General features: G+C 64.7%; 28 protein-coding genes. 14 read left to right on the plus strand and 14 right to left on the minus strand.

All coding sequences use genetic code 11. The annotated features are described in order from the left end of the window. Together OEZ49_RS08330 and OEZ49_RS08335 are read left to right on the plus strand one after the other, a co-directional pair. A partial coding sequence (locus tag OEZ49_RS08330; protein ID WP_263387883.1) for a phage protease occupies positions 1–381 on the plus strand: 381 nt, incomplete at its 5' end. A 188-nt stretch (positions 382–569) separates the two neighbouring features. Further along, complete coding sequence (locus tag OEZ49_RS08335) at positions 570–932, plus strand: terminase gpP N-terminus-related DNA-binding protein (RefSeq protein ID WP_263387884.1); 363 nt, start codon at positions 570–572, stop codon at positions 930–932. Here the strand turns inward: OEZ49_RS08335 and OEZ49_RS08340 are convergent. From OEZ49_RS08340 to OEZ49_RS08350, 3 genes are all read right to left on the minus strand, one after another. Continuing rightward, on the minus strand, positions 905–1,270 hold the full coding sequence (locus OEZ49_RS08340; protein ID WP_263387885.1) for a hypothetical protein: 366 nt from the start codon (positions 1,268–1,270) through the stop codon (positions 905–907). The two genes, OEZ49_RS08335 and OEZ49_RS08340, sit on opposite strands and share 28 nt — an antisense overlap. Before the next feature lie 169 nt (positions 1,271–1,439). Further along, complete coding sequence (purD, locus tag OEZ49_RS08345; RefSeq protein ID WP_263387886.1) at positions 1,440–2,702, minus strand: phosphoribosylamine--glycine ligase; 1,263 nt, start codon at positions 2,700–2,702, stop codon at positions 1,440–1,442. Positions 2,703–2,809: 107 nt separating this feature from the next. Next, on the minus strand, positions 2,810–4,573 hold the full coding sequence (locus tag OEZ49_RS08350; protein ID WP_263387887.1) for an adenylate/guanylate cyclase domain-containing protein: 1,764 nt from the start codon (positions 4,571–4,573) through the stop codon (positions 2,810–2,812). Between the two features lie 193 nt (positions 4,574–4,766). Here OEZ49_RS08350 and OEZ49_RS08355 point away from each other — a divergent pair, with 193 nt between their 5' ends. The 3 genes from OEZ49_RS08355 (at position 4,767) to OEZ49_RS08365 (ending at position 7,503) form a co-directional block, all read left to right on the plus strand. Further along, positions 4,767–5,153 (plus strand): lysozyme inhibitor LprI family protein, encoded by a 387-nt coding sequence (locus tag OEZ49_RS08355; protein ID WP_263387888.1) that lies wholly within the window; start codon positions 4,767–4,769, stop codon positions 5,151–5,153. Between the two features lie 224 nt (positions 5,154–5,377). Then, positions 5,378–6,862, plus strand: coding sequence for an exodeoxyribonuclease VII large subunit (xseA, locus tag OEZ49_RS08360; protein WP_263387889.1), 1,485 nt, complete (start codon positions 5,378–5,380; stop codon positions 6,860–6,862). Continuing rightward, positions 6,862–7,503 carry a glutathione S-transferase family protein gene (locus tag OEZ49_RS08365; RefSeq protein WP_263387890.1) on the plus strand — a complete coding sequence of 214 codons (642 nt, stop codon included), beginning with the start codon at positions 6,862–6,864 and terminating at the stop codon, positions 7,501–7,503. Before xseA ends, OEZ49_RS08365 begins: the two co-directional genes overlap by 1 nt. Before the next feature lie 74 nt (positions 7,504–7,577). On the opposite strand, the gene OEZ49_RS08370 is transcribed toward OEZ49_RS08365, so the two are convergent. Continuing rightward, entirely contained in the window at positions 7,578–7,970 is a 393-nt protein-coding gene (locus tag OEZ49_RS08370; protein WP_263387891.1) for a hypothetical protein, read from the minus strand. A 33-nt stretch (positions 7,971–8,003) separates the two neighbouring features. Then, positions 8,004–9,002 (minus strand): alkane 1-monooxygenase, encoded by a 999-nt coding sequence (locus OEZ49_RS08375; protein WP_263387892.1) that lies wholly within the window; start codon positions 9,000–9,002, stop codon positions 8,004–8,006. Between the two features lie 111 nt (positions 9,003–9,113). Here OEZ49_RS08375 and OEZ49_RS08380 point away from each other — a divergent pair, with 111 nt between their 5' ends. The 5 genes from OEZ49_RS08380 to OEZ49_RS08400 all read left to right on the plus strand — a co-directional run bounded on the left by OEZ49_RS08380 (position 9,114) and on the right by OEZ49_RS08400 (position 13,394). After that, on the plus strand, positions 9,114–9,752 hold the full coding sequence (locus OEZ49_RS08380; protein WP_263387893.1) for a lysoplasmalogenase: 639 nt from the start codon (positions 9,114–9,116) through the stop codon (positions 9,750–9,752). A gap of 61 nt (positions 9,753–9,813) precedes the next feature. After that, positions 9,814–10,989 (plus strand): signal recognition particle-docking protein FtsY, encoded by a 1,176-nt coding sequence (gene ftsY, locus OEZ49_RS08385; RefSeq protein WP_263387894.1) that lies wholly within the window; start codon positions 9,814–9,816, stop codon positions 10,987–10,989. Positions 10,990–11,083: 94 nt separating this feature from the next. Continuing rightward, the gene (locus OEZ49_RS08390; protein ID WP_263387895.1) at positions 11,084–11,986 is read left to right on the plus strand and encodes a DMT family transporter; all 903 of its coding nucleotides are present in this window, start codon (positions 11,084–11,086) and stop codon (positions 11,984–11,986) included. Between the two features lie 19 nt (positions 11,987–12,005). After that, positions 12,006–12,617 carry an inner membrane-spanning protein YciB gene (locus OEZ49_RS08395; RefSeq protein WP_263387896.1) on the plus strand — a complete coding sequence of 204 codons (612 nt, stop codon included), beginning with the start codon at positions 12,006–12,008 and terminating at the stop codon, positions 12,615–12,617. A gap of 108 nt (positions 12,618–12,725) precedes the next feature. Further along, positions 12,726–13,394, plus strand: a complete 669-nt coding sequence (locus OEZ49_RS08400; RefSeq protein ID WP_263387897.1) for a Crp/Fnr family transcriptional regulator — start codon at positions 12,726–12,728, stop codon at positions 13,392–13,394. A 172-nt stretch (positions 13,395–13,566) separates the two neighbouring features. Here the strand turns inward: OEZ49_RS08400 and OEZ49_RS08405 are convergent, their stop codons facing one another. From OEZ49_RS08405 to OEZ49_RS08445, 9 genes are all read right to left on the minus strand, one after another. Then, a complete protein-coding gene (locus tag OEZ49_RS08405; RefSeq protein WP_263387898.1) occupies positions 13,567–13,929 on the minus strand; it encodes a nuclear transport factor 2 family protein in 363 nt (120 codons plus the stop codon). Positions 13,930–14,005: 76 nt separating this feature from the next. Next, entirely contained in the window at positions 14,006–15,433 is a 1,428-nt protein-coding gene (locus OEZ49_RS08410) for a DegQ family serine endoprotease (RefSeq protein ID WP_397545656.1), read from the minus strand. Between the two features lie 202 nt (positions 15,434–15,635). After that, positions 15,636–15,833, minus strand: a complete 198-nt coding sequence (locus tag OEZ49_RS08415) for a DUF2065 domain-containing protein (RefSeq protein WP_263387900.1) — start codon at positions 15,831–15,833, stop codon at positions 15,636–15,638. After that, the gene (locus tag OEZ49_RS08420; protein ID WP_263387901.1) at positions 15,830–17,059 is read right to left on the minus strand and encodes a hypothetical protein; all 1,230 of its coding nucleotides are present in this window, start codon (positions 17,057–17,059) and stop codon (positions 15,830–15,832) included. Before OEZ49_RS08420 ends, OEZ49_RS08415 begins: the two co-directional genes overlap by 4 nt. A gap of 126 nt (positions 17,060–17,185) precedes the next feature. Continuing rightward, positions 17,186–18,061: a protease modulator HflC gene (gene hflC / locus OEZ49_RS08425; protein ID WP_263387902.1), complete on the minus strand. Its 876-nt coding sequence runs from the start codon at positions 18,059–18,061 to the stop codon at positions 17,186–17,188. Beyond that, positions 18,061–19,206: an FtsH protease activity modulator HflK gene (gene hflK, locus OEZ49_RS08430; RefSeq protein ID WP_164132392.1), complete on the minus strand. Its 1,146-nt coding sequence runs from the start codon at positions 19,204–19,206 to the stop codon at positions 18,061–18,063. The genes hflC and hflK overlap by 1 nt, the downstream gene beginning before the upstream one ends. A gap of 74 nt (positions 19,207–19,280) precedes the next feature. Continuing rightward, on the minus strand, positions 19,281–20,639 hold the full coding sequence (gene gor, locus OEZ49_RS08435; RefSeq protein ID WP_263387903.1) for a glutathione-disulfide reductase: 1,359 nt from the start codon (positions 20,637–20,639) through the stop codon (positions 19,281–19,283). Between the two features lie 134 nt (positions 20,640–20,773). Further along, positions 20,774–21,562: a ribose-5-phosphate isomerase RpiA gene (gene rpiA / locus OEZ49_RS08440; protein ID WP_263387904.1), complete on the minus strand. Its 789-nt coding sequence runs from the start codon at positions 21,560–21,562 to the stop codon at positions 20,774–20,776. An 81-nt stretch (positions 21,563–21,643) separates the two neighbouring features. Further along, positions 21,644–22,075 carry a MarR family winged helix-turn-helix transcriptional regulator gene (locus OEZ49_RS08445; protein WP_263387905.1) on the minus strand — a complete coding sequence of 144 codons (432 nt, stop codon included), beginning with the start codon at positions 22,073–22,075 and terminating at the stop codon, positions 21,644–21,646. A gap of 75 nt (positions 22,076–22,150) precedes the next feature. Between OEZ49_RS08445 and OEZ49_RS08450 the strand changes: the two genes are divergently transcribed. From OEZ49_RS08450 to OEZ49_RS08465, 4 genes are all read left to right on the plus strand, one after another. After that, positions 22,151–22,597: a hypothetical protein gene (locus OEZ49_RS08450; protein ID WP_263387906.1), complete on the plus strand. Its 447-nt coding sequence runs from the start codon at positions 22,151–22,153 to the stop codon at positions 22,595–22,597. An 81-nt stretch (positions 22,598–22,678) separates the two neighbouring features. Then, positions 22,679–23,455 carry a methyltransferase domain-containing protein gene (locus tag OEZ49_RS08455; RefSeq protein ID WP_263387907.1) on the plus strand — a complete coding sequence of 259 codons (777 nt, stop codon included), beginning with the start codon at positions 22,679–22,681 and terminating at the stop codon, positions 23,453–23,455. 82 nt (positions 23,456–23,537) lie between these two features. Next, complete coding sequence (locus OEZ49_RS08460) at positions 23,538–24,239, plus strand: glutathione S-transferase family protein (protein WP_263388024.1); 702 nt, start codon at positions 23,538–23,540, stop codon at positions 24,237–24,239. Between the two features lies 1 nt (position 24,240). After that, on the plus strand, positions 24,241–25,614 hold the full coding sequence (locus tag OEZ49_RS08465; protein ID WP_263387908.1) for an L-serine ammonia-lyase: 1,374 nt from the start codon (positions 24,241–24,243) through the stop codon (positions 25,612–25,614). The last annotated feature ends 21 nt before the right edge of the window (positions 25,615–25,635 follow it).

Consider the following 25,635-nt stretch of genomic DNA (forward strand, 5'->3'; position numbering starts at 1 on the left):
CATCACGAAACCCGTGGGATGACTCTGTCCGGGGAAAGGGGAGCCTCGACTATCAGCCGATTTGTGCAACAGAGCCGCGGCCGGTCCAGAACGCAGACCGAGCAACAGTCGGAACGGGCAACGGCCAAGGTCGGGGACGCTTTGGCCAAAGGCTATATCACGCCCGCCATGAAGCCCTGGGCGACCGCGCTTTGCCGACAGGACGAAGCCAGTTACGACAGGTTCCTGTCGAGCGCGGTCCCGGCCTGGAAAGGGTTGACCGAAGAACTGTTCGCGGGGCGTCAGGCACCGTCTGCGTTCGACCATGCCGTTGATACCTCCGATGCGGAGGCGGCGGTTTGCGCGCAACTGGGTCTTGCGCCCGGATCGTTGAGCAAGTGACCGCTGGCGGCCGGGACCGGCCGCCGTCATTCCCCGGCCGGGTTCCTGGTACCGGTCCATGGGAACCCCCGGCCTGCGAGGTGTTGATGCGGGCCGGGGACAATCGCCGCCCAGGGAAGGAAGGCCAGAGCCGACATGCCGCCCATGCGTTTCCCGTTTCCCAGTTTCGGTCCGGCGGAGACGCGCGTGTGAACCTGCCCGTCCGTTCCTTCCCCAAGCCACCGGCCCAGGTCGAACCCTATGTTGCCGTTCTCGGGATCGACCTCACCGTTGAATTCCTGCTCAAGTTCGGCGGCGCGGAACTTTATGTGCCGGAAAATCCCAAGGGAAGCGGTCGGCTCGAAGCGCTTATCGGTGCGGGAAAAGTGCAGGCACTGGCCAAACGCGACTACCTCTTGCCCCGGCGCGTTCCGCTGGCCAATCCATGGCTTTCGGCCTGCCTTCACGCCATGGGCTATCCCGTGGCGGAAATCGCGCGGAAGGTCCGGGCCTCCGAATCGACCGTCCGAACCCATCTCCAACGCTACAGCGCGCGGAGTAGCACGCCATGAGCCTCCGGCGCGATCTGGACGCCGCATTGGGCAAGCTCCGGGAAGCGGACGAACTGCTCAGCGCCGCGCGAACGGTTCAGCGGCAGGGTTTGGAACTGCTTTCGAACGGTCTTCAAGAGGCCGTCGAAACCGGTTTGAACGCGATTCAATCGGAGGCGGTCCCAATCACGGATCACCGCCGAAACCATCGCCCAGGACCGCCGCCCCGCATTGACAGCGACCCGGAGTTGCAGGCATTCATCCGGGCGCGGATTGACCGGCTGACGTTCATCCAGATTGCCGAGGCGGTCAAAGAAGCTTTCCCGCCTGAGCGCCGCGTCGGCAAGAGCAGCATTCACGCCTGGTGGTCCCGAAACGCATCCACAGGCCCCGCCGTCCAGAGTTCGCCAACATCTCCGGGCGGTCCCGGAGAGCCCGAGGATACCCGGCATAGTCCGGTATCAAAACCCACTGTAACCCCTATGTCAGGTACAGGTGTAACCACACAGGGGCAGAGCCCCCCTTACCTCACAGCGCACGCCAGCCGATGTCACGGCGATAGAACCCGCCGGGCCAGTCGATCGCCTCGACCATGGCATAGGCCCGGTCGCGCGCCTCGGCGAGGCTGTCGCCCCGCGCGGTCACATTCAGCACCCGGCCGCCGGTGGCCACAATCGCGCCCTCCCGCGCGGCGGTGCCGGCATGGAACACCATGTTGCGGCTGTCCTCGGGAAGCGCATCCAAACCCTTGATCTCGCTGCCCTTCTCATAAGAACCCGGATAGCCATTGGCGGCCATCACCACGGTGATCGCATGATCGTCGGACCAGTTCACCTGCGCCTCGTCCAGCCGTCCTTCGGCGGCGGCATGCATCAGGTCCATCGCCTGCGCGCCCAGCCGCAGCATCAGCACCTGGCATTCCGGGTCGCCAAAACGGACGTTGTATTCCACCAGGCGCGGCGCGCCATCCTTGATCATCAACCCGGCATAGAGCACGCCCTGGAACGGCATGCCGCGCCGCGCCATCTCGGCCATGGTGGGGCGCACGATCTCCTCCATCGCGCGCGCTTCGACCTCGGCGCTCAGCACCGGCGCCGGGGAATAGGCGCCCATACCGCCGGTATTGGGGCCGGTATCGCCCTCGCCCACCCGCTTGTGGTCCTGCGCGGTCCCGATCGACAGCACCGTCTCGCCATCCACCAGCACGAAAAGCGAGGCTTCCTCGCCCTCCATGAACTCCTCGATCACCACCTCGGCCCCGGCACCGCCAAAAGCACCGCCCAGCATGTCGTCGATGGCCGCCAGCGCGGTCGCCTCGTCCATCGCCACGATCACGCCCTTACCGGCGGCCAGCCCGTCGGCCTTGATCACGATGGGCGCGCCCTGCGCCCGGATATAGTCCTTGGCCGGTCCTGCCTCGGAAAACCGCGCATAGCCTGCCGTCGGCGCACCGGCAGCATCGCAGATCTCCTTGGTGAAACTCTTAGACGCCTCCAGCCGCGCCGCCGCCTCCGAGGGGCCAAAGACCAGCAACCCCGCCTCGCGCAGCCGGTCGGCCACGCCCGCGGCCAAAGGTGCCTCGGGGCCCACGATGACAAAGTCGATGGCATTCTCCTCGGCAAATGTCGCCACCAGCCCGCCATTCATGATGTCGAGATCGGCGCATTCCGCGATCTGCGCGATCCCCGCATTGCCCGGCGCCACGATCAGCTTGTCGCATTTGGGGTTCTGCATCACCGCCCAGGCCAACGCATGTTCGCGCCCGCCACTGCCGAGAATGAGGATGTTCATCGGGATCTCCACGCATTGCCGTCGCGCGCGGTCTACCCCCCGGAACCGCCCCCTGCAAGGGCGACACCGTCACACCCTGCACCCAGGCGAAACAAGACAGGCCCGGTTTAGCAACGCTGCCCCGATTTCTTCAGGCCCTCCACCAGCAGCGCATTGTGTTCGGGAAGACGATAGAGCGTCAGGCGGCCCGACACCAAACTGTCCAAGAAGGCGGGTGCGAAATCGGCCAGCGCCTCTGTATGAGGGCGCGCCTGCTCCAGAAGACCTAGATGGGCCGCCGCCGCAATCATCAGGGCTCGCCTGATCGGGGCACGTGGCGTCATTTCGATCGCCCGTTCGCCCCACCGGCGGGCCTCGATGAAATCACCCTCGGCAAAACTGGCCTGGGCCAGTGCCAGGTATGCGTCTCCAACCCAGATATCGGCATCCCTCGGCGAGAGCCGCAGCGCCAGCAACGCGTGTTCCCTCGCGTCTTCGGTGCGCCCTACCAGCGACTCATGCCAGGCCATGAAGAAGAGGTTCAGCGCAAAGTTCGGGTTGAGCTCAAAGGCACGTCTGAAATCGGCGGTGGCCGCGTCATAGTCATGTCGAAAATGGCGGATCATACCCCGCGCCGCCAGCGCTCTGGGATCGGACCTGTTGTTCTGGAACAGCCGATCCGCTGCGGCTTCGGCATGTCCCAACGATTCCTCGGGCGCTTCACCAAACTGGTAAAGGTACCGGATTGTATAGACATAGGCCTGGATCCAAAGCGCTTGCGTGTTGCGCGGATCAAGTTCCAGCGCCCGCCGGGTAAGCTCCAGAACCTTATCATGGCCCTCGATGTCGGAAAATGCACCTTCCTGGAACGTTGCCTGCGCCTTTAGCGCCAGATCGTAGGAACTGATGTCGATACCCCGCGCGCGCCCCGCGCGCTCCAGTTCGGCCTTGGTGATCTGCGGAGCGATCGCGCCGACGACGCTGCTGGTGATCTCGTCCTGCAGTTCGAAAACGTCCTCGATATCGCGGTCATAGCGCTCCGCCCAGACATGAGCGCCGGTTTCGCAATCAATCAACTGCGCCGTGATGCGCACACGACTAGCCGCGCGGCGCAAGCTGCCCTCCAGCATGTACCGTACACCGAGACCCCGGGCCACTTCGCTATGCGTGACGGGCCGACCCTTGTAGGAAAATGATGAATTGCGGGCTATCACGAACAAGTCGGGGAACCGCGACAGCTCGGTGATGATATCCTCGCAGACCCCGTCGCAAAAGTACTCCTGCTCCGGGTCGGCGGACATGTTCTGGAACGCGAGAACCGCGATTGAGGGTTTCCTCTGGGCCGGACCGGGCGCTTGCGCCTGAACGAACGGCGCAGTGCCTTCCAGGTCGATGGCATAGGCATGTACCGGCGACGGTATGTTCTTCAGACTCAGTTCGCCCAGATCGACAAACGAAAGCCCGACCTTGCCCCGGACCTGACTTTGAACATCCGCCGAAACAACGATACCGCCGGGCTCGGCCTGTGCCTCGAGGCGCGCCGCAATATTCACCCCGTCACCGTAGATCTCTCCATCATCGACGACGACATCCCCGACATGAATACCGATGCGGTAGCGAATGCGCTCCTCCACGGTGCCGGTTTCTATCCTGCCCACGGCGTCTTGAATCAGGGCTGCGGTCTCGACAGCCTCCACGACACTCGCGAAAAGGACCAGCAACCCGTCCCCGGTCAGCTTTACGATCTCGCCACCCCCCCGCAGGATCGCGGGGTCAAAAACATCCCGGCGCATGTCCTTCAACCGGGCAATCGTCCCGGCCTCGTCTGTCGCCATCAACCGCGAATACCCGACCATATCGGCGGCGAAGATTGCTGCAAGCCGGCGTGACACCTGAAAACCTTCGTTTCCCATCAAGCGTGAAATTCAAGTCGAATGGTACATTTGACCGGCTTTGCATTCAAAGCCCTATTCTCCCATGGCAAGGCGCCCGCCACTCACCGCGACCGGGATACTGCATGTCCTCCAAGACACAGGCGAAGGTTTTCGATACTCTGCTCCCCATAGGCTCAAAAGAGGTTCACCAATGAATAAGTCGGTCGCGATCTTTACGTTCTTCTTCTGCACACCCCTCGCTGCATTCGCCGACCCCGCTTCTGAATGCGGCGGAAGCAGCCAGGTCGAAATCGGCGCCTGCGTGGCCGACACGCTGACCCGCGTCGATGCGACGGTCGAGCTCTATCTCGGCTTTGCCATGGCCGCCGCGCAAGAGCTGGACGAGGTGACCGGCCGCAAGGTCACCGCCCCGGCGCTCACCGCCTCGCAAGACGCCTGGGCGGCCTATCGCGATGCCCATTGCGCCTATGTCGGCGCAACCTTCGGCGGCGGGTCGGGCACCGGCATCGGGATCAATTCCTGCCGGATTGAACTGGGCCGCGACCGCGCCCGCGAGTTAATGCGCTACACGCAATGACACCCCAGACGACAGACCCCGTAGGGTGGGCAGTCTGCCCACCGCTACTCCTTCCGATGCATCCCTCGTAAAGGCTGATCGCAAGCCCCAAACCGATGTACAAAACGGTCAATCCCCCTCTGCACACCGGTACAAAACGGTCAAAACTCGGCTCCCGCACGACCTGCTTGGCCTTCTGCACCGACCCGTCTACTCTGCCCGGGCAGGCAAATCAGGACACGGACATGGACCTCCTAGACGACCCCCAACCGGGCCAGAACATGCCCGAATTCACCGTCTCCGAGATCTCGGGCGAGGTGAAGCGAGCGCTGGAAAGCAGCTTTGGCCGCATCCGGGTGCGCGGCGAGGTCGGGCGCGTGTTCCAGGCCCGGTCCGGGCATCTCTATTACGACATCAAGGATGATCGGAACGTGCTGGCCTGCACCACCTGGAAAGGCCAGGTTGCAACCCTGTCCGTGGTGCCCGAAGAAGGGTTGGAGGTCGTCGTGACCGGTCGCCTGACCGCCTTTGGCGCCCAGTCGAAATACAATCTCAATGTCGACGAGGTGGCCGTCGCCGGTCAGGGCGCGCTGATGGCACTTCTGGAGAAGCGCAAGAAAGCCCTTGAATCCGAAGGACTTTTTGCGCCCGAGCACAAGCTGCCCTTGCCCTATTTGCCGCAGATTATCGGGGTGATCACCTCACCGCAGGGGGCGGTGATCCGCGATATCCTGCACCGGCTGCGCGACCGCTTTCCGCGCAAGGTGCTGATCTGGCCCGTCGCGGTGCAGGGCGCCAATTGCGCCCCCGAGGTGGCCCGCGCCATCGACGGGTTCAACCGGCTCACCCCCGGTGGCGCCCTGCCCCGGCCCGACCTCTTGATCGTGGCGCGCGGCGGCGGCTCGATCGAGGATCTCTGGGGCTTCAACGAGGAAATCGTCGCCCGCGCGGCGGCGGCCAGCCAGATCCCGTTGATCTCGGCCGTGGGGCACGAGACCGACACCACGCTCATCGACTTCGTCTCGGACCGCCGCGCCCCCACCCCCACCGCCGCCGCCGAGATGGCCGTCCCCGTCCGCCTCGAACTACTCGCCTGGACCGGCGAGCAGGGTGCCCGCCTGTCGCGCGCGGCCTCTGACGCGGTGCAGCGCCGCGCCCAGCGCCTGCGCGATCTCTCACGCGCTCTCCCGACCGGAGAAAGCCTTTTTTCCGTTCCAAGACAAAGGTTTGATCGGGTCGCAGACAAGCTCGACAGCGCCCTTGTAACCGGGGTCCAGCGCCGCCGCCTACGCCTGACCGAACTTTCGGCACCGCTGCGCCCTACCAGCCTGCGCGCGCTGGTCACCGCCCGCCGCGACCGGCTCGCCCATCTCGGCTCGCGTCTGTCGCCCCGTGCGCTGGACCGCGAGATAGCGGCGCAGGGCGACCGGCTGACCCGCCTGTCCGATCGCTTGCAGGCGGCCCAGACCACCCGCGTCGACCGCCTGCGCCAGCGGCTCGACGCCACCGACCGTCTGCGCGAGACGCTGGGCTACAAGGCGACGCTCGCGCGCGGCTACGCCGTCGTGCGCGACGATCAGGGCACGCTGCTCACCACCCGCGCAGAGGCGGCCAAGGCCACCGCCCTCCAGATCGAATTCGCCGATGGCACGCTCGACACCGGCGCCGCCCCCGTAAGGTCCGCCAGCAAACCAAAACAGAAACCGCCCGAACAGGGCTCGCTGTTCTGATGCTGACGATCTGGGGGCGCAAGACATCCTCGAATGTACAGGCGCTGATGTGGTGCGTGGGTGAACTCAACCTGCCTCATATCCGCCACGATGCCGGGCACCGTTATGGCGGGCTCGACACGCCCGAGTTCGGCCGCCTCAATCCCAACCGCACTATCCCCGTACTCCAGGACGGGACCAACCCGCCGATCTGGGAAACCGGCGCCATCCTGCGCTTTCTCGCCACCCGCTATGGCAAGGACAGCTTCTGGCCCGCGGATCCCATCCGCCGCGCGCGGGTCGATCAATGGGCCGAATGGGCCAAGCTGAACGTGGCTCAGTCCTTCACCACCCCTGTCTTCTGGCGCGTGGTCCGCACCGCCCCACAGCAGCGAGACCCCATTGCCATCGCCCAGGCCCTGCAAGAGCTGGAGGCGAAACTCGCCCTCGCCGACACCCAGCTGTCACGCCACGCGCATCTTGCCGGAGACGCCTTCACCCTGGCCGATATCCAGCTCGGCCATATCCTCTATCGCTACTACGAAATCGACGTCACCCGCATGCCGCTGCCGCATCTGCAACTCTACTATCAACGCCTCTGCGCGCGCCCGGCTTTCCGCCAGCACGTGATGATCTCCTACGAAGAGCTTCGGGTCACCTGACCCCCCTTCATTTCGCTGAAAATACTCCGGGGGAATCGCCACAGGCGATGGGGGCAGCGCCCCCCTGCCCGGCCTCAGACCCCGACATCCGGCCCGTAACAGAGCATCTCTTCGCCGATCTCCTCGGCCTCATAAAGCTCGGTCTGGGTCGGGTCGCCCTCGAACTGCGCCACCAGACCACGGCCGGTATCGCGAAACACCCAGCATTGCGGGTCGAAACGGTCCTCGTAGACGAAACAGATCTGCCCCGCCTGTTCGTACCAGACGCCTTCCTTGCACTCGCCATCCAGAAACGACCAGATAACCCGCCGCCCGGACATGTACCGCTCGACCCCATAGGCAGTGCCGTCAAAGCCATAAAATAAAGTCTTGCCAATGGTGTAGCGGTCGAACTCATCCGCCGACATCACCGGCTGCGACACCGCCGGTGACGCCACCATCGCAAGAATCAGAGCCAATCGCATCATGACACCCAGTGTGGCAGAACCCGCCGCTCGCGGCTACTCACCCTGCCCCAACAGGGCGTGAACCCGCGGATCCATCACCCACCGCCAAAGCGGCGGCACTGTGGCCAAAACCGCCATGATCGGCATGGCATAGGGCCATTTCGGCATGTCTGGATCCAGCCGCAGAGCCGCAAAATCGCGGCCCGGGTTCTGGTGATGATCCGAATGGCGCGGCGCGTTCAGCATCATCGCCGAACTGTACCAATGCGGAGCGTTCCAGGAATGACCGGCCCGCGCAGGCTCGTATTTACCATTGGCCAGGGCTTTGCGCCGCAGCCCGTAGTGCTGGATGTAATCAGCCAGTAGCAACTGTATCTGCGCATAACCCGCCAATAGCACCAGCACCAGCACCCCGCGCCAACCCGCCAGCAGCCAGGCTGACGCCACAACCGCCCCCGCACCCAGAAGATACCCACGATACGGCGTCGCGCCACCGCCCTGCCGCAACGCGCGCTCGGCCGCCAACCCGGCTCGGAACGAGCCAATCCAGGCGCGCGGCAGAAAGCTCCAGAACCCTTGCCCAAACCGCGCAGAGTTGGGGTCGCGCGGGGTTGCCACCCAGATGTGATGCACCCGCATATGGGCCGAGCTATGGTGCCCGAACAGCAGGCTGGTATAGATCGCCGCCCCCAGCCAGCGCTGCCAGCGGTCGCCCCGGTGGATCAGTTCATGCGCGTTCGAGTTCGACACTTGCCCGAAACAGAGCGCCACTGCGACCCCCAGCGCCAGCGCCTGAACCCCGGTCAGCGGGCCATCGGCCAAAGCCGGGATCGCCAGCGCCAGCAGCGCAAAATGCGCCCCCGCCAGCACCAGCGGCAAGATCTGCGAGCCCGCCCAATCCGCCGCCGCCAGCGGCCGAACCGGCAGCTTGTCCATGACCGCCACATAGACGGTCATCGAAATCAACGCTCCCCAGGCCCAGCCGCCCCCGATCAGACAGGCCGCGCCCAGGACGACATAGGGCAACAGGCTGGCAACGACATAGCGATACATGCGATCTCCAAATGCACCTGGCCCCTGCTTAACATCGCGTCAGCCCGGCGAAAATCCCTTGCCCGCATCCTACCTCCCAAGCCACCCTGTCCCAAAGACCGGAGGACCCCCGTGACCCAGACCCTGTTCCTTGGCGCCGCCGCCTGCGCGCTGGCCTATCTGGCGCTCACCGCCCGCCCCGCCAGCCTGACGCGCAGCGCGGTCAAGACTGCCTCGGTGGCGCTGCTTGCGCTGATGGTGCTGGCCGCGGGCGGACCTGTGCTGCTGGTGCTGTCGTTGGCCCTCTGCGCGCTTGGCGACTGGCTGCTCTCGCGTGAGACCGAGGCTACCTTCATGGCGGGCGTCGGCGCCTTTGCCGCAGGCCATCTGGCCTATGTCGCCCTGTTCCTGACCCACGCCGCCAGCGAGACCGCACGCCTCGCCGCAGAGTGGCCGCTGGTGGCAGGTCTCGCGGTTCTGGGGCTGGTGATGGCCAGCCTGCTCGGCCCCCGTGCGGGAGACCTCAAAGGGCCGGTGCTGGCCTATATCCCGATCATCCTCGGCATGGGGCTGGCCGCGCTGACCCTTCCACAGTCGGGCATGCTGGCCTGGGTGCTGCCTGCGGCAGCCGCCTTTATCGCCTCGGACATGATCCTCGCGACCGAGAAATTCCTGCTGCCGCCCGGCCACCCGGCCCTGCGCCTGACGCCCTATCTGGTCTGGCCACTCTATTGGGGCGCGCAGATGGGCTTTGCCCTTGCGCTCACCTGACCCTTTGCAACCGGCGCCAATCCGCATTAGGTGAGACAGGATCGCAAGCGGAGGCCCGGACATGGCGTTTTTCTCGAAACTCAAGGACCGTCTGTTCAAATCGTCCTCGAAACTCGAACAGGGGCTCGACGCCATTGTCGAGGATGGCGGGGTCGAGGAAGCGGTCACCGCCGCCCAGCCCGCCCCGGTGATCCCCCAGCCCGACCCGGAACCGCAGCCGGTGCCGGAACTGCCCGACACGCCCGAACTGCCGGAGCCCCAACCGGTCGACCCGACCCCGGCACCGATGCCGCCCGAGGCGCCGCAGCCCGTCGACCCGGCCCCGCCCGCGGAAACCGGCACGGGCCGTGGCCTGCTCGGCCGCCTTTTCGCCCGCCCCGGCGGCGCGACCGTGGTCCGCCGCACGCTGGACGACGACATGCTGGAACAGCTCGAAGAGCTGCTGATCGCCGCCGACATGGGCGTCGACACCGCCCTGCGCGTCACCGCCAACATGGCCGAGGGGCGGATCGGCCGCAAACTCTCGACGCAAGAGATCAAGGAACTGCTGGCGCAGGAAATCACCCGCATCATGGAGCCGGTCGCGCGCCCGATGCCGCTCTACCCCAAGCGCCCGCAGGTGGTGCTGGTGGTGGGCGTCAACGGTTCTGGCAAGACCACCACCATCGGCAAACTCGCCAGCCAGTTCAAGGCGGCTGGTAAAAAGGTGGTTATCGCCGCCGGCGATACCTTCCGCGCCGCCGCCGTCGAACAGCTCCAGGTCTGGGGCGACCGCGCCGGCGTGCCGGTGCTGACCGCGCCCGAAGGCTCGGACCCCGCTTCGCTTGCCTTCGACGCCATGACCCGCGCCGGGGCGGACGGCGCCGACCTCTTGTTGATCGACACGGCGGGCCGGTTGCAGAACCGCGCCGACCTGATGGAGGAACTGGCCAAGATCGTCCGCGTCATCCGCAAGAAGGACGACACCGCCCCCCACAACACGCTCCTCGTGCTCGACGCCACCACCGGCCAGAACGCGATCAGCCAGGTCGAAACCTTCCAAAAACTGGCCGATGTCTCGGGCCTGGTGATGACCAAGCTCGACGGCACCGCCAAGGGCGGCATCCTTGTCTCGCTGGCCGACCGCTTCGGCCTGCCGATCCATGCCATCGGGGTGGGCGAACAGATCGACGACCTTGCCCCCTTCGACCCTCAGGACTTTGCCGCCGCCCTGACCGGCCTCGACACACAGGCATGACGCCCCTCCCCCTTCATTTCGCCAGAAATACTCTCGGGGGGTCCGGGGGGCAGACAGCCCCCCGGCGCTGGCCTCTGAACGCCGTCCTTCAATCATGAGCAGCTGGCTCGTCTCTCTCGAAGGCACCGCTGCGGGCCATGACCTTGCGCTGGCGCTGGCCATCATGGCCGCCTTCCTGCACGCGGTCTTTGGCGCGCTGCAAAAGGGCCGCCACGATCCCTGGCTCAGCCGGGGGGCCATCGACGGCGCCTATGCGCTGATGGCCGCGCCCTTCGCCTTTTTCGTCGTGCCCTGGCCCGAGCCGCATATGTGGCCGATCTTTGCCACCGCCTGGCTGATCCATGTCTTCTACAAGCTGTTTCAGGCCATGGCCTATACCAAGGGCGCCTACACGGTGGTCTATCCGGTGGTGCGCGGTACCGGGCCACTCTTTACCGTGATCGGCGCATATCTGCTCTTTGGCGAGACCTTTACCGGCCTGCAATGGCTGGGCGTCGGAGTGCTCTTGGCGGGCATCTTCGGGCTGGCCGTCTACAACATGATCTTTCTCGACACCGCACGCGAAACGCTGGTCCCCGCGCTGGGTCTGGCGGCGATCACCGGGCTTTTTGTGGCGCTCTACACCACCTATGACGCCTATGGCATCCGTGCCACCGCCGACCCTTTTACCTTCCTGGCCTGGTTCTTCTTCATCGACGGGCTGGTATTCCCGGTCATCGCCGGGCTGCGCTGGCGGTCGATGATCCACCGCCCCGCACCCGGTCCCCTGATCCTGCGCGGCTTTGCCGGAGGCATCACCGCCTTTCTCTCCTTCGGCGCCATCATGCTGGCCACAAGGCTCGACAAGGTGGGCGAGGCCGCCGTGCTGCGCGAGACCTCGACCGTGTTTGCCGCGCTTATCGGTTGGCTGGTGCTGAAAGAGACGGTTGGACCCCGCCGGATTGCCCTGATGGGGTTGATCGCAGCGGGTGCGGTGATAGTTGAGTTTGGAAGCTGAAAGAACGGACAAGGGCAGTATGAAGGCGCAAAAGGATATCAACCCGATCATCAAGCAGGTGCTGGAACTGGGCCCCACCGTGGCCTTCTTCCTGATCTACCTGCGGCTCAGGGACGACACGTTCAGCCTGGGCGGGACCGAGTATTCGGGCTTCATCGTCGCCACCCTGCTGTTCATTCCGATCCTGCTGGTGGCCATCGCCGTGCTCTGGGGGCTGACGGGCAAGCTCAGCCGGATGCAGATCTTTACCGCCTTCATGGTGATCTTCTTCGGCGGGCTCACCGCCTGGTTCAATGACGAACGGTTCTTCAAGATGAAGACAACGCTGGTCTATGGCGTCTTTGCCATCCTGCTGGGGATCGGCCTGATGCGCGGGCGCTCTTACTTGGCTTATGTGCTGAGCGACGTGCTGCCGATGCGCGACGAGGGCTGGATGATCCTGACCCGCCGCCTCTGCGCCGCCTTCACCCTGCTGGCCCTGGCCAACGAGGCGGTCTGGCGCACGCTGTCGACCGACCTCTGGGTCAAGATCGAGACCTTTGGCTTTCCCATCGCGCTCATGGGGTTCATCATGTTGCAGTTCGGCCTGCTCCAGGAGCATATGATCGATCCTGAAGAGGGCGAAAACTGACGCTCGGCCTGAGCCGCTCTCCCTTTCGTACTCCGGGTCTTTGGCATGTCTTCACTTGATTGTGACACGTCTCCCACTTAGACCAGAGTGTGGAGGAGACCCACAGCCATGATATCCCTGCCCCAAAGCGGTTTTCTGGCCGAAGCATCGCCACGGCTGCGCCAGATGCTTTCTGCGCAAGCCAACGAGGTCCGGCTGGAGCGCGGTGCAGTCCTGTTTAAGCAGGGCGATGCCGGCGATGCGCTCTATGTTGTAATCGACGGGGCGATGGAGGTGTCCATCCTGTCGCTCGATGGCCGCAAACTTTCGCTCGACCTGCTGGCGCCCGGCGCCATTTTTGGCGAAATCGCCCTGTTCGATCCCGGAACCCGTACTGCGACAGTCACCGCAACCGAACCCGCGCGACTGTTGCGGGTGCTGCGCGCCGATGTCATGCGCGAATTGCAAGATCATCCTGAGCTGGCCGTCGACATGATCCGCCTGGCTGGTCAGCGGATGCGCTGGATGGGGCGGCAACTGAATGAACAGGTGTTCCTGCCCGTCCCTACGCGCGTTGCGCGCAAGCTCTTGCATCTCGCCCCACGTCAGGGCGCACAGGCTGGCGCGGTTAGACTGTCCCAGGCCGAGTTGGCGGAATATGTCGGCGCCACCCGCGAAGCAATCTCCAAGACGCTCGCGGTTTGGAAGCGTCAGGGTATTGTCGATGTCACCCGCGGCCACGTCCTGATCCGGGATTTCCCAACACTGGAAGCTTTGGCCGATCCTGACCAGATCTGAAAAACTTGCGGACATTGTGAACTGGATCACAGCACCGACTCGCCCCTGCCCGCCACAGTGTCAGTGGTTACCGTCCTGAGGTTGGGGGATCATCCCCAGTGTCCCGTCCTAAACCCACCTCTTCCTTGACTTGAGCCATGTGCTTCGGCACATGGCTCTTTTTCCGTTCAGATCAAATGACCGCTGGCGTGTCCTGGCTGAACAGGTTGATCCAGCCGCCCGCCTGTCGCCGCCAGATGGAACTGACAAACATCTGTTCGTCCCCGTCTCGACCAACGCGCCGGAACCGCGCCAAATAGCTCAAGACGGCGCAGTCCGGGGCCAGCTCGATCACCCGCGCCTCGGAGAGCTCGAAACTGATCACCGTCGGACCGCCCGCCAGTTGACCCGCGTGCGCGTCACGCCCCGCAAAGCCATCCGAGTAGACCCCCAGGAACTCGGGCGACAGCAATGCCGCATCCGCCGCGCCATCGCCGGACACCAATGCCTGCCAGACCTGAGTTTCCTGCTCCAACAATTCGTTCAGCCGATCCATCTGCATCCTGTCCGCCCTTGAAACGAAAGGCGGCCGGGAATTTCCCGGCCGCCCCTTACTTTCTTCGCCTTAAGACTCAGTTGCCCAGACCCAGCGCGACAAAGCGCGGCTCGCCACCCCGGCGCACCAGCAACAGCAGCGACTTGCGCCCGGCCTCGCGGGCTTCGTCAATTCGCGTCTCAAGGTCAGACAGTGTGGTGACCTTTTGCTGCCCCGCCTCGGTGATAAGGTCACCCGCGCGCAGTCCCTTTTCATAGGCTTCCGAACTCTCGTCCACATTGGTGACCACAAGCCCGGTGGTATCCTCGGCAAGGCCCAGTTCGGCACGCATCTCGTCGGTAAGTGTGCTGACGGTCAACCCAAGGAACACCTGCTCGGTGGCCTGGGGCTTGGATTCTTCGCCGCCGCTTTCTGCGGTTTCCGTCCGCTCGGCATCCTCGCGCCGACCCAGAGTGACCAGCACCGTTTGTGTGGCGCCATCGCGCTGCACCACCACGCGTACCGATTTGCCGACCTCGGTCTCGCCCACACGGCGTACCAGATCCCGGGTGTCGCTTACCTCGGCACCGTCAAAGCTCACGATCACGTCGCCCGCCTTTAGGCCCGCCTCTTTCGCCGGGCCATCCGGCACGTCGCTGATCAGCGCGCCACTGGCCTTGGCTAGGCCCATCGCCTCGGCCATATCATCGGTCACGTCCTGAATGCGGACCCCCAGCCAGCCGCGACGGGTCTCGCCGTACTGGCGCAGTTGGTCCACGACCTTGGTCACCACGTTCGACGCCATCGAGAAGCCGATGCCGATCGACCCGCCATTGGGCGACAGGATCGCGGTGTTCACCCCGATCACCTCGCCGTCCATGTTGAACAGCGGCCCGCCCGAGTTGCCCCGGTTGATCGCCGCGTCAGTCTGGATGTAATCGTCATAGCTGCCGCTCAGCGCCCGGTTGCGGGCCGAGACGATCCCGGCGCTGACCGAGAATCCCTGCCCCAGCGGGTTGCCCATGGCGATCACCCAATCGCCCACGCGCATCGTGTCCGAATTGCCGAACTTGACGAATTTCAGCGGGCTCGATGCCTCGACCTTCAACAGGGCGATATCGGTCTTTTCATCGGTGCCGATCACCTTGGCGGGCAGTTCCTTGGCGGGCTGCCCATCACCAGGAAAGAACTCGATCAGGATTTCGTCGGCCTCGGCGATCACGTGATTGTTGGTGACGATATAGCCGTCCTCGGAAATCACGAACCCCGAGCCCAGCGCGGAACTGCGGCGCGGCCGGTTGCTGTCGCCGTTGCGATCCTGAAAGTCGCGAAAAAAGTCCTCGAAGGGCGAGCCTTCGGGAACGATCCCCTGCGGCCCCGACCGGCCTTCGATCAGGGTCGAGGTGGTGATATTGACCACCGCCGGGCTGACCTTGTCGGCCAGCGGCGCCAGGCTTTCAGCCCGTGCCGCGGCCATGAGCGTCTGGACCAGCACGAACAAGACGGTCAGCAACGCAAGCGCCATCAGCCTTGCGTTGGTGATCCTGTTGTCCCGCGCCACGGAAATACTGCGTGCCTTTGGCTGCACTGGAGGCCTCCTTGTCACCAACCTGCATGTCGGCCCTTGGGTTCGGGCCAAAACTGTTTCTCGGCCCTCAATGTAGTCGGTTTGACACCGCCCGCAACTCGGGATCGCAGAGAAATGAACCCGTCGGACCACCAATCGGTTAAAACCCGATCTGATAGGCGCCCCAGACCAGGATCAGACCCAGAACCATGCTCAAAAGACCGGTCTGCCGCCGCGCCGCCAGCGGCAGGCTGCGCAGGATCTCCAGCAACCGTTCCACCATCCCCGGCGCCATCGCATAGATCGCGCCCTCGGCAATCAGCACCAACCCCAGCGCCAGCAGCACCAATCCGATCATCCCGTCCCCCCAAGGTTGCAGCAGGATTTGATTCCGCCCGCGCTCTGATAGCGCATCGCATAGGTCACCAGCAATTCGGCGGCGGCCTGCGACAGCCGCCCATCGGCCGAGGTCAGGTGATCGAGCGCGGTGAAGTATTCGCGGTCACAGGAATAGGATGGGAACTTGCGGCTTTCGCTGACCCCCAGTCCCATGTCGCGGGCCGATTGGGTGGTGATCTCGCCGCTCTCGCCGCCGCGTTCGGCATCGTCGGAGCCGGTCAGCCGGGCCGCGATCACGCCCTTGCAGCTTTCGTCCTCGTAGCTCAACCGCTCCCAGATCTCGAAGAAACGGGAACCCTCGCCGGGCAAGTCCTGCACATAGCGCAGCGCGCGCATCTGCATCCCCTTGGGATAGCTGGTGCTCTTGGAGTAAGAGGCGGTGATCTGGAACTTGGCGTCGATGGCCGAGAGCATGCCTCCCACTTCCACCGCCAGTTCGGCATCGGCGGTCCGCTCCAGGGTGATCTCGTCGCTGCAATTCTTCTCCTCGACCAGCAGCCGTTCAAAGAAGTCGCGCGCCTCGCGAAAGCTTTGCGCGTCGATATCCAGGTCGGCGATATCCTGCGACAGCCGGGCTAGCGCATCGCCCCGGCTCCGCGGCCGGATCGGCGCATAGCTGGTGGCGCTGCGCAACTCGTCGGTATCGACAAAGACAAAATCGCTGTCCTCGCGCGGAATCTCGACCGTGGTTGCGGCGTCGAATCCCGGCTTCTGATTTTCCGGGCCGACGGCCAACGTCACGGTATCGTCGCTGAAGTCGACCACCTGATAGCGCTCCGAGCTGCTGTATTCCAGCACCCTCCCGTTGGTGGTGGCCACCGACCCTGGCCGCTGCGCCACGGCGATGAACCCGTCATAGGCGTCGGCCTTGAAATACCCCTTGCTGTCGGCCCGCACAAAAACGGGCAACCCGTCCTGGGTGACGGCGAAACACCACAGATCCAGCGATTTCTTGTGGCAGAGCCCGCCGCGCCCCACCAACAGGATCTTGCCCGCCGGCAGATAGGCGCGGGTGGCGCTCATGCGGGGGCGGTCCCCGGTGATGGTGGCCAGACGCACGACACTGCTGACCGAGACCCGCTTGCCAAAGGTCTTGTAGGGGGTATCGCCCAGCACGATCACGGGTTCCGCCAGCGCCGGTGTACCGAGAGCAAGGGCAGTCAAACAGGTAAAAATCAATCGCATTTCAGACCCCGAATTCCGGTTCCAGCATTTGAAGGCATTCATGCCCAGGGATCAAGACAACTGCCGGGAGAATGCAAAAAGGGCCGGCACATTGTACCGGCCCCTTCCATGTCTATCCCTTGCGGCCTAGTTCGAGGCGCCCAAAGGCGAATTCAAATAGTTGAAGAACTCAGAATCCGGGCTCATCACCATCGAGCTGTTGCCACCCTGAAGCGCCTTTTCATAGGCCGAGAGCGAGCGGTAGAACTCGAAGAATTCCGGGTCCTTGCCAAAGGCGTCGGCAAAGATCGCGTTCCGCTGCGCGTCGGCCTCGCCTCGGGCGATCTCGGCCTCGCGACGTGCCTCTGACACCAGCTCGACCACGGTCCGGTCGGCCTGGGCCCTGATCCGCTGCGCTGCCTCGTTACCGCGCGCCACCTCGTCGGCGGCTTCGCGTTCACGCTCGGCCCGCATCCGGGCAAAGGTGGCGTTCAGGTTGGCCTCGGGCAGGTCGGTGCGTTTCAGGCGCACGTCGATCACCTCAAGCCCCAGATCGCGGGCCTCGAAAATGGCGCCATTGCGGATGCGCAGCATCAGCGCGGCACGGTCCGAACTCAGGATGTCGTTCGAGCTGACCGAACCGAGGATCTCGCGGGTTTTGGCACGCAGGATCGAATCGAGCCGGGTCTCGGCGGTTGCGATGCCACCGGCACCCACGGCCTGACGGAACTGCCGCACATCGACGATCCTATAGCGGGCAAAGGCGTCGACCACCAGACGGCGGTCGTCCAGCGGGGTGACTTCCAGCGGACCGACCTCGCGGCTCAGGATACGGTCGTCATAACGCACCACTTCCTGAATCAGCGGGATCTTGAAGGCCAGTCCCGGCTCTTCCTTGACGTCGATCACCCGGCCGAATTGCAGCACCAGTGCCTTTTCACGCTCGTCCACGATGAACAGCGACGACAGGCCCAGCGCAACCAGCACCACGATGATAGGCAGGAGAAAGGTCGATTTCCGCATCAGTTGTTCTCCTTGTCGCCGGATTTGCGCAGCTCGTTAAGCGGCAGATAGGGCACCACGCCCTGGCTGCCCGCCCCGTTGCTGTCCAGGATCACCTTGTCGATATCACCCAGCACCTGTTCCATCCGTTCCAGGTACAGACGTTTGCGGGTGACGTCGGGCGCCTTGAGGTATTCTTCCAGAACCGCCGAGAAGCGGCTGGCCTCACCCTGGGCCTCGTTCACCACGCGGGCGCGATAGCCTTCGGCCTCTTCCAGCACCTGTGCCGCTTCACCGCGCGCACCGGCCAGAACCGTGTTGGCATAGGCATCGGCCTGTTTCTCCAGCCGGTCACGTTCCTGACCCGCCGACTGCACTTCGCGGAAGGCATCCTTGACCGGCTCTGGCGGGTCGGCTCCGTCAAAGTTGACCCGGACGATGTTGATGCCCGAGTTATAGCTGTCCAGCGTCAGCTGGATCAGCTCTTCCAGCCGCTCGGCGATCACCGCACGGTCACGGTTGAGGATCGGCGCCAGTTCCGACTGCGCGATGATCTCGCGCATGGCCGATTCCGACACCGCCTGGATGGTCTGGCGCGGGTCGCGCAGATTGAACAGGAAATTGGCCGGATCGCTGATGTTCCACACCACCTGGAAGTCGATATCGACGATGTTCTCGTCCCCGGTCAGCATCAGCCCGGCATCGCTGCCGCGCCCGCCCGAGCCGATGGTCTCGGTCTGCTCGACCTTGACCGGGATCACCTCGGCGGTGACCAGCGGCCAGGGGGCAAAGTTCAGACCTTCGGTGCCGATGCCGGAAAACTCGCCCAGGAACAGTTCAACCGATTGTTCTTCGGGTTTGACGGTATAGAAGCTCGCCATGCCCCAAAGACCAACGGCCACCAACAGGCCCAGGCCCACGGTGCCCCGGGTAAAGGCCGGACCGCCGCCACCGCCGGTGCCACGGCCATTGCCGCCCCGGCCGCTGCCGCCACGCCCGCCCATCAGCACGCGCAGCTGTTCCTGCCCCTTTTTCATCAGTTCGTCGATCTCGGGGATCTGCGGGCCATCGCCATCGGGCGGCCTCTTGCCGCCATTGTTTCCTCTGTCGCCGCCGCCGCCGGAAGAGCCTCCGCCCCCCCAGGGGCCACCTGAGTTGCCCGCCATATGTCGTTTTTCCCCTTGTTGTTCAAACTGCCGTTACCGGCATTGCCTCTAACGTGAGCATTTTGCCCGTCAATTCAAGCGCTGCGGACCGGTTGCCGCAGGGTGACCAGTTCTTCGGCCATTACGGGGTGAACCGCAACCGTCCGGTCGAAATCTTCCTTGGTCGCCCCCATTTTTACCGCGATACCGACCAACTGGATCATTTCGCCCGCGCCCGGGGCCACGATATGGCAGCCCAGAACGCGGCGGTTGGCCTTGGACACGATCAGTTTCATCAGCACCCGCTGGCTGCGCCCGGCAAAGGCGGTCTGCATCGGCTTGAACGAGGTCGCATAGATTTCGACCGGTTCCTGCGCCGCCGCTTCCTCCTCGCTCAACCCCACGGTGCCCATCTCGGGCTGGGTAAAGATCGCGGTCGGGATCAGCGCGTAATCGACCGGCGTCGGCTTGCCCCGGAACACGGTATCGACAAAGGCCATGCCCTCGCGGATCGCAACCGGGGTCAGGTTGACCCGGTCGGTCACGTCGCCGATCGCATAGATCGAGGGGACCGCCGTCTGGCTGTAGTCATCCACGACGATCTGCCCCTTGCGGCCCAGCTCGACGCCCAGCCCCTCAAGCCCCAGATCGTCGGCATTGGGCACCCGGCCAGTGGCGAACATCACCTGATCGAACAGTTCTTCGTCACCATTGGTGGCCTTGACCCGGATCCGGTCGCCCTCGCGTTCCATCTCCAGCACATTGGTGCCCAGGTGCAGCTTGATGCCGTTCTGGCACATCTCCTCGCTGACCAGCCCGCGCGCCTCGTCATCGAAACCGCGCAGAATCTGCGCGCCGCGATAATACTGGGTCACCTCGACCCCCATGCCGTTCATGATGCCCGCGAATTCACAGGCGATGTAACCGCCGCCGACGATCAGCATTCGTTCGGGCAGCTTCTCCAGATGGAAGATCTCGTTCGAGGTGATGCCCAGATCGGCCCCCTTGATCTCGGGCTTGACCGGGCGTCCACCGGTGGCGATCAGGATATGTTTCGCGCTTTTGCGGGTGCCGTCGGACAGCTCGACCGTATGCGCATCGACCAGCCGCGCGCGCATGTCAAAGGTCTCGACCCCGTTGTTCTTCAGGATGTTGCGATAGACACCTTCCAGCCGGTCCAGCTCTTTGTACAGCTTGTCGCGAAACACGTCCCAGTCGAACGCGCCCGGCTGGATGTCCCAGCCATAGGCCTGCGCATCCTCGACCATGCAGGCATACTCGCTGGCAAAGACCATCAGCTTTTTCGGCACACATCCCCGGATCACGCAGGTGCCGCCATAGCGATCCTCTTCGGCCAGCGCCACCTTGGCCCCGGTCTCGCCCGCCGCAACCCGCGCCGCGCGCACGCCGCCCGATCCGCCGCCGATGACAAAAAGGTCGTAGTCAAAACTCATGTGCCTGTCTCGCTTTCCTGCCGCCACCCGAAAGGCGGGGCGCCTTGTCTCTTGCGCGTCGCGGCGCGGTGAACCGTTCAGATATGACCCATGGACCCCAAAACAACACGGCTCACGCCCGCGTGCGCGCGCCCCTAGTCCGCCAGATCGGTAAACAGGTTGTCGCTTTCGACAAAATCCAGCCGGTCATGTTCCACCGTGCCGTGGTTGATGTCGCGGATTTCCACCCGCCCGTCGCCATGGCCCAGCACCACGGTATCGCAAATGTCGATGAAGAGGCCGTTTTCCACCACGCCGGGGATCTGGTTCAGCACCAGCGCCACCTGACGGGCATTGCCAATCCGTTGCAGATGCAGGTCCAGGATATGATTTCCCTCATCGGTGATGAACGGCGTGTCGCCGTTCATCCGCAAGGTTGCCGTCCGCCCCAGCACATCCATCGAGATCAGCGTCTCCTCGATCAGCGCCTGCGTCGTCTGCCATCCGAACGGGATCACCTCAACCGGCAGGGGAAAGGCGCCCAGACGGCTCACTTCCTTGCCGACATCGGCAATCACCACCATCTGATCTGACGCGGTCGCCACGATCTTTTCCTGCAACAGCGCGCCGCCGCCGCCCTTGATCAGGTTCAGATCGCCATCGAACTCGTCGGCCCCATCGATGGTGATATCCAGCCAACGCGCCTCGTCCAGCGTGATGATCTCGATCCCCACCTCGCGCGCCAGCTGAGCCGTCCGGGTCGAGGTCGGAACCCCGCGCATCTTCAAGCCTTCCTTGCGCACCATGTCGCCCAGACAACGCACCAGCCAAGCCGCGGTCGATCCGGTGCCCAGACCCACGCGCATCCCGTCCTCGACCATGTCGGCGGCGCGTTTGGCGGCAACGAATTTCGCCTTGTCTATGGGCGAGAGTTCTCCGGTCATGGCAGCATCCCCTGTCGATGATTGCCAGCGTTATACGCAACGCCCCGCCCGACTGCGAGACCAAATCCGGTCCCCCGCGCCTCAGCCCCGCTGCATATTGGCAATTACCCGGCGCATAAGTGCGATGAATGTCGCGCGCTCTGCCTCGTCCAGCCCCGCCAGCGCCTGCGCGTTCTGCGCCCCTGCCGCCGCCTTGGCCTCTGCCTCCAACGCGCGGGCGCGGTCGGTCAGATGGATCAGCCGGGCGCGGCGATCCTCCTCGGACGGCAAGCGCCGGATCAGCCCGTCCCGCTCCATCCGCTTGAGCGTATTGGCCATGGTCGCCTGTTCGACATCCAGCGCTGCCGTCAGGTCGGCCTGGGTGCGCCCGTCGCTGTGCCACAGTTCCAGCAGCACCATGAACTGCGCCGGGGCGAGCCCCAGCGGCTGGATGCGCCGCGCCAGCCCCGCCGCAAAGAGCCGCGCCATGTGATTGGCCAGATACCCGGCCGAATTGTGCTGAAACTGATCCATGCCTGCGACCTACCCCTTGCATAGCGTGCTATGCAACACTATTTACATAGCACGCTATTTAATTGGAGACCCAGGATGAAACTCAAACTGCACGCGTTCGGCGGTGCCATCGCCCTGCTCACCACCACCTGTTTCTGGACCTCGACCGCGCTGGTCGAGCTGTTCGGCACCCACGCCCAGATCGCGCAGGTAAAGACGGCGATCCTCTACGGCATGGCGCTTTTGATCCCGGCCATGGCCACCGCTGGCGCCACCGGTGCCGCATTGAGCAAGGGCTGGCGCCTGCCCGAGGTCGCCGCCAAATCCGCCCGGATGAAGATGATCGCAGCCAACGGGTTGCTGATCCTGCTGCCCAGCGCCGTGTTCCTCGCGATCCGCGCCAATGCCGGTCAGTTCGACACGCTTTTCTATGTCGTGCAGGCGCTGGAACTTCTGGCGGGCGCCACCAACATCACCCTGCTGACACTGAACCTGCGTGCCGGTCTGGCCTTGCGCCGCCGTCGCGCCGCGCGTGGCAGATGAACCTGTCGGAACACCCCCCGATTCCCGCCCCGCGCCCTTTCCGTGCTATGATCGCACAGGACAGAAGCGGGGACAGGGCACATGCTGCAATTCGACGAAGACACCGCCCGCATTCTGGAGGATGCCTATCAGGGCGCCGATATCACCCGCCGCCGCCGTGCCAGCTTCGACGTGCTGGCACCATCGCCGGGCGACCGGCTGCTGGATCTGGGCTGTGGCAATGGCCTCTTGACACTCGACCTGTCCCGCGCGGTGGGCGACACCGGTCATGTGCTGGGTCTTGATCCCAGCCTCGACATGCTCGACCTCGCGCGCGCCCGCTGCGCGGGTCGCGGCAATGTCGCCTTCCGGGAAGGCCACGCCGAGGCCCTCCCCTGCGATGAAAACAGCCTCGACGGCGCGGTCTCGCTGCAAGTGTTCGAGTATTTCGACGACATGCGCCCAACGCTGACCGAACTCTTTCGCGCGCTGAAACCCGGTGGCCGGCTGGTGATCGGCGACATGCACTGGGATACGCTGACCTGGCACAGCGACCGACCCGCGCGCATGGTCGAGATGTGCCGCATCTGGGACCGCCACCTCGCCTGCCGCGATGTTCCGGCACGCCTCCCGGCGCTGCTGGCCGAGGCCGGGTTTCGCGCGATCAGCACGACGCCGCTGGCCTTTTGCGACACGCAACTGCGCCCGGACGGGCTGGCGGCGATGTTGATCCGCCTGATGACCGCCTATGCCATTCAAACCGGAGCCTTGGCGGAACCGGAGGCCCGTGCCTGGGCACAGGAACAGCAGGACCTGGCACGCGCAGGGCGCTTCTTCTTTTCCCTGACCCATTTCATCTGCCAGGCGCAGAAACCGTGACTCGCGACAAGCTTACGCGTTTCCGATGGGAAACGTCGCAATCGGTGAATGCAGAATCGCCCATGCATCTTATATCGGGGGCATGACCGCGCCCTATCGCCTCCACTATGCCCCCGACAACGCCTCGCTGGTGATCCGGCTGGCGCTCGAGGACATGGGCCTGCCTTATGACACCGTGCTGGTCGACCGCGCAACCCGGGCCCAGGACAGCGCCGCCTATCGCGCGCTCAACCCCGCCGGGCTGATCCCGGTGCTGGAAACCCCGCAAGGCCCGATTTTCGAAACCGCCGCCATCCTGCTCTGGCTTGCCGATACCCATGGCCGTCTGGCCCCGGCCCCCGCCGATCCGGCGCGCGGCGCCTTCCTGAAATGGCTGTTCTTCGCCTCGAACACGCTGCATGCGGATATGCGCATGCTGTTCTATCCCGACAAATACATCGCCGAGATGGAGGCCGAGACGCTGCGCGCGGGCCTGCGCCCGCGCCTGCGCACCCATCTGGCTCTGCTCGACGCGGTGGCCGCCGAGGCGCCGGACTGGCTGTCGCCCGCCACCCCGTCCATCCTGAGCTGGTATCTGGCCTGCCTGATGCGCTGGCTGGCGCTCTATCCCCAGGACAGCGACCGCAGCTGGTTCGCGGCCGCCGACACGCCGCATCTGCATCGCATCCTCGCGGCGCTGGAAACCCGCCCCGCCACCCGAGCCGCGCAAGCGGCCGAGGGGCTGGGCGACACCCCGTTCACCGCCCCCCATCACGCAAACCCGCCAGAAGGTTCGGCTACCTGATATGTTCCTCTCCGTCTTCGACATGTTCAAAGTGGGCATCGGCCCGTCCTCGTCGCACACCATGGGGCCGATGGTGGCCGCCGCGCGCTTCCTCGACATGATGCGCGCCTCGCCTTTTGCCTTCCACGGGGTCAAGGGCTCGCTGCACGGCTCGCTGGCCTTTACCGGTGTGGGTCACGCCACCGACCGCGCCACCATCCTCGGCCTCGCGGGTTTTGTCCCCGACAGCTATGACAACGACAAGGCCGAGGCGGCGCTGACCGCGATCCACGCCACCCATACGGTAACGCCCGAGGGGCTGCCGGTGCTGGCCTTCGACCCCAGGCGCGACCTGATCTTCGACTATGACCACGCCCTGCCGGGCCATGCCAACGGCATGATCCTGATGGCCACCGACGCACAGGGCGACGTAATCCTGCGGCAAGTGTTCTATTCGGTCGGCGGCGGCTTTGTCCTGACCGAAGAGGAACTGGCCCAGGGCAAGGACAGCAATGACGGCCCGCCGGTCCCTTACCCGTTCAAATCCGCCGCCGAGATGTTGGAGATGGCGGCCGCCTCGGGCAAATCCATCGCGCAGATGAAACGCGCCAACGAGATCGCGCGTGGCTGCGAGGTCTCCTTCGCCAAGGGCACCGCGCGGCTCTGGGAAGTGATGAACAACTGTATCGAACGCGGACTGGCCACCGACGGCATTCTGCCCGGTGGCCTCAATGTGCGCCGCCGCGCCAAAGGGATCCATGACGCTCTGGTGGCCGAACGCGGCATGAACCTGAACGCGCCGCACACGATCAACGACTGGATGAGCGTCTATGCCATGGCGGTGAACGAGGAAAACGCCGCCGGTGGCCAGGTGGTGACCGCCCCCACCAACGGCGCGGCGGGCACCCTGCCCGCGGTGCTGCGCTACTACCTCGACCACGTGCCGGGCGCCGCCCCCAGCCATGTCGAGGATTTCCTGCTGACCGCTGCCGCCATTGGCGGGCTGGTCAAGTACAACGCCTCGATCTCGGGCGCCGAGGCCGGCTGCCAGGCCGAGGTCGGCAGCGCCGCCGCCATGGCGGCGGCAGGTCTCTGCGCGGTGATGGGCGGCACGCCCGAACAGGTGGAAAACGCGGCTGAGATCGCGCTGGAACATCATCTCGGCATGACCTGCGACCCGGTCAAGGGTCTGGTGCAGGTACCCTGTATCGAACGCAACGGGCTGGCCGCGATCAAGGCCGTGTCAGCCGCCAGCCTTGCCCTGCGCGGCGACGGCAAGCATTTCGTGCCGCTCGACGCGGTGATCGAGACCATGCGCCAGACCGGCGCCGACATGCATGAGAAATACAAGGAAACCTCGCTGGGCGGGCTGGCAGTGAACGTGCCGAACTGCTGATGTCGGGTCAGCTCGCAACCG

Source organism: Ruegeria marisflavi (genome assembly GCF_025673445.1).
Taxonomy (GTDB): Bacteria; Pseudomonadota; Alphaproteobacteria; order Rhodobacterales; family Rhodobacteraceae; genus Ruegeria_B; species Ruegeria_B marisflavi.

Coding starts and splice junctions, on each gene's coding strand:
- OEZ49_RS08390 (WP_263387895.1), top strand. CDS start 11,084: ATGAGCAGCTGGCTCGTCTCTCTCGAAGGCACCGCTGCGGGCCATGAC.
- hflC (WP_263387902.1), bottom strand. CDS start 18,061: ATGCGGAAATCGACCTTTCTCCTGCCTATCATCGTGGTGCTGGTTGCG.
- rpiA (WP_263387904.1), bottom strand. CDS start 21,562: ATGACCGGAGAACTCTCGCCCATAGACAAGGCGAAATTCGTTGCCGCC.
- hflK (WP_164132392.1), bottom strand. CDS start 19,206: ATGGCGGGCAACTCAGGTGGCCCCTGGGGGGGCGGAGGCTCTTCCGGC.
- OEZ49_RS08405 (WP_263387898.1), bottom strand. CDS start 13,929: ATGGATCGGCTGAACGAATTGTTGGAGCAGGAAACTCAGGTCTGGCAG.
- OEZ49_RS08370 (WP_263387891.1), bottom strand. CDS start 7,970: ATGATGCGATTGGCTCTGATTCTTGCGATGGTGGCGTCACCGGCGGTG.
- OEZ49_RS08420 (WP_263387901.1), bottom strand. CDS start 17,059: ATGCGATTGATTTTTACCTGTTTGACTGCCCTTGCTCTCGGTACACCG.
- gor (WP_263387903.1), bottom strand. CDS start 20,639: ATGAGTTTTGACTACGACCTTTTTGTCATCGGCGGCGGATCGGGCGGC.
- OEZ49_RS08450 (WP_263387906.1), top strand. CDS start 22,151: ATGAAACTCAAACTGCACGCGTTCGGCGGTGCCATCGCCCTGCTCACC.
- OEZ49_RS08375 (WP_263387892.1), bottom strand. CDS start 9,002: ATGTATCGCTATGTCGTTGCCAGCCTGTTGCCCTATGTCGTCCTGGGC.
- OEZ49_RS08400 (WP_263387897.1), top strand. CDS start 12,726: ATGATATCCCTGCCCCAAAGCGGTTTTCTGGCCGAAGCATCGCCACGG.
- OEZ49_RS08410 (WP_397545656.1), bottom strand. CDS start 15,433: ATGGCGCTTGCGTTGCTGACCGTCTTGTTCGTGCTGGTCCAGACGCTC.
- OEZ49_RS08460 (WP_263388024.1), top strand. CDS start 23,538: ATGACCGCGCCCTATCGCCTCCACTATGCCCCCGACAACGCCTCGCTG.
- OEZ49_RS08455 (WP_263387907.1), top strand. CDS start 22,679: ATGCTGCAATTCGACGAAGACACCGCCCGCATTCTGGAGGATGCCTAT.
- ftsY (WP_263387894.1), top strand. CDS start 9,814: ATGGCGTTTTTCTCGAAACTCAAGGACCGTCTGTTCAAATCGTCCTCG.
- purD (WP_263387886.1), bottom strand. CDS start 2,702: ATGAACATCCTCATTCTCGGCAGTGGCGGGCGCGAACATGCGTTGGCC.
- OEZ49_RS08355 (WP_263387888.1), top strand. CDS start 4,767: ATGAATAAGTCGGTCGCGATCTTTACGTTCTTCTTCTGCACACCCCTC.
- OEZ49_RS08465 (WP_263387908.1), top strand. CDS start 24,241: ATGTTCCTCTCCGTCTTCGACATGTTCAAAGTGGGCATCGGCCCGTCC.
- xseA (WP_263387889.1), top strand. CDS start 5,378: ATGGACCTCCTAGACGACCCCCAACCGGGCCAGAACATGCCCGAATTC.
- OEZ49_RS08395 (WP_263387896.1), top strand. CDS start 12,006: ATGAAGGCGCAAAAGGATATCAACCCGATCATCAAGCAGGTGCTGGAA.
- OEZ49_RS08365 (WP_263387890.1), top strand. CDS start 6,862: ATGCTGACGATCTGGGGGCGCAAGACATCCTCGAATGTACAGGCGCTG.
- OEZ49_RS08445 (WP_263387905.1), bottom strand. CDS start 22,075: ATGGATCAGTTTCAGCACAATTCGGCCGGGTATCTGGCCAATCACATG.
- OEZ49_RS08415 (WP_263387900.1), bottom strand. CDS start 15,833: ATGATCGGATTGGTGCTGCTGGCGCTGGGGTTGGTGCTGATTGCCGAG.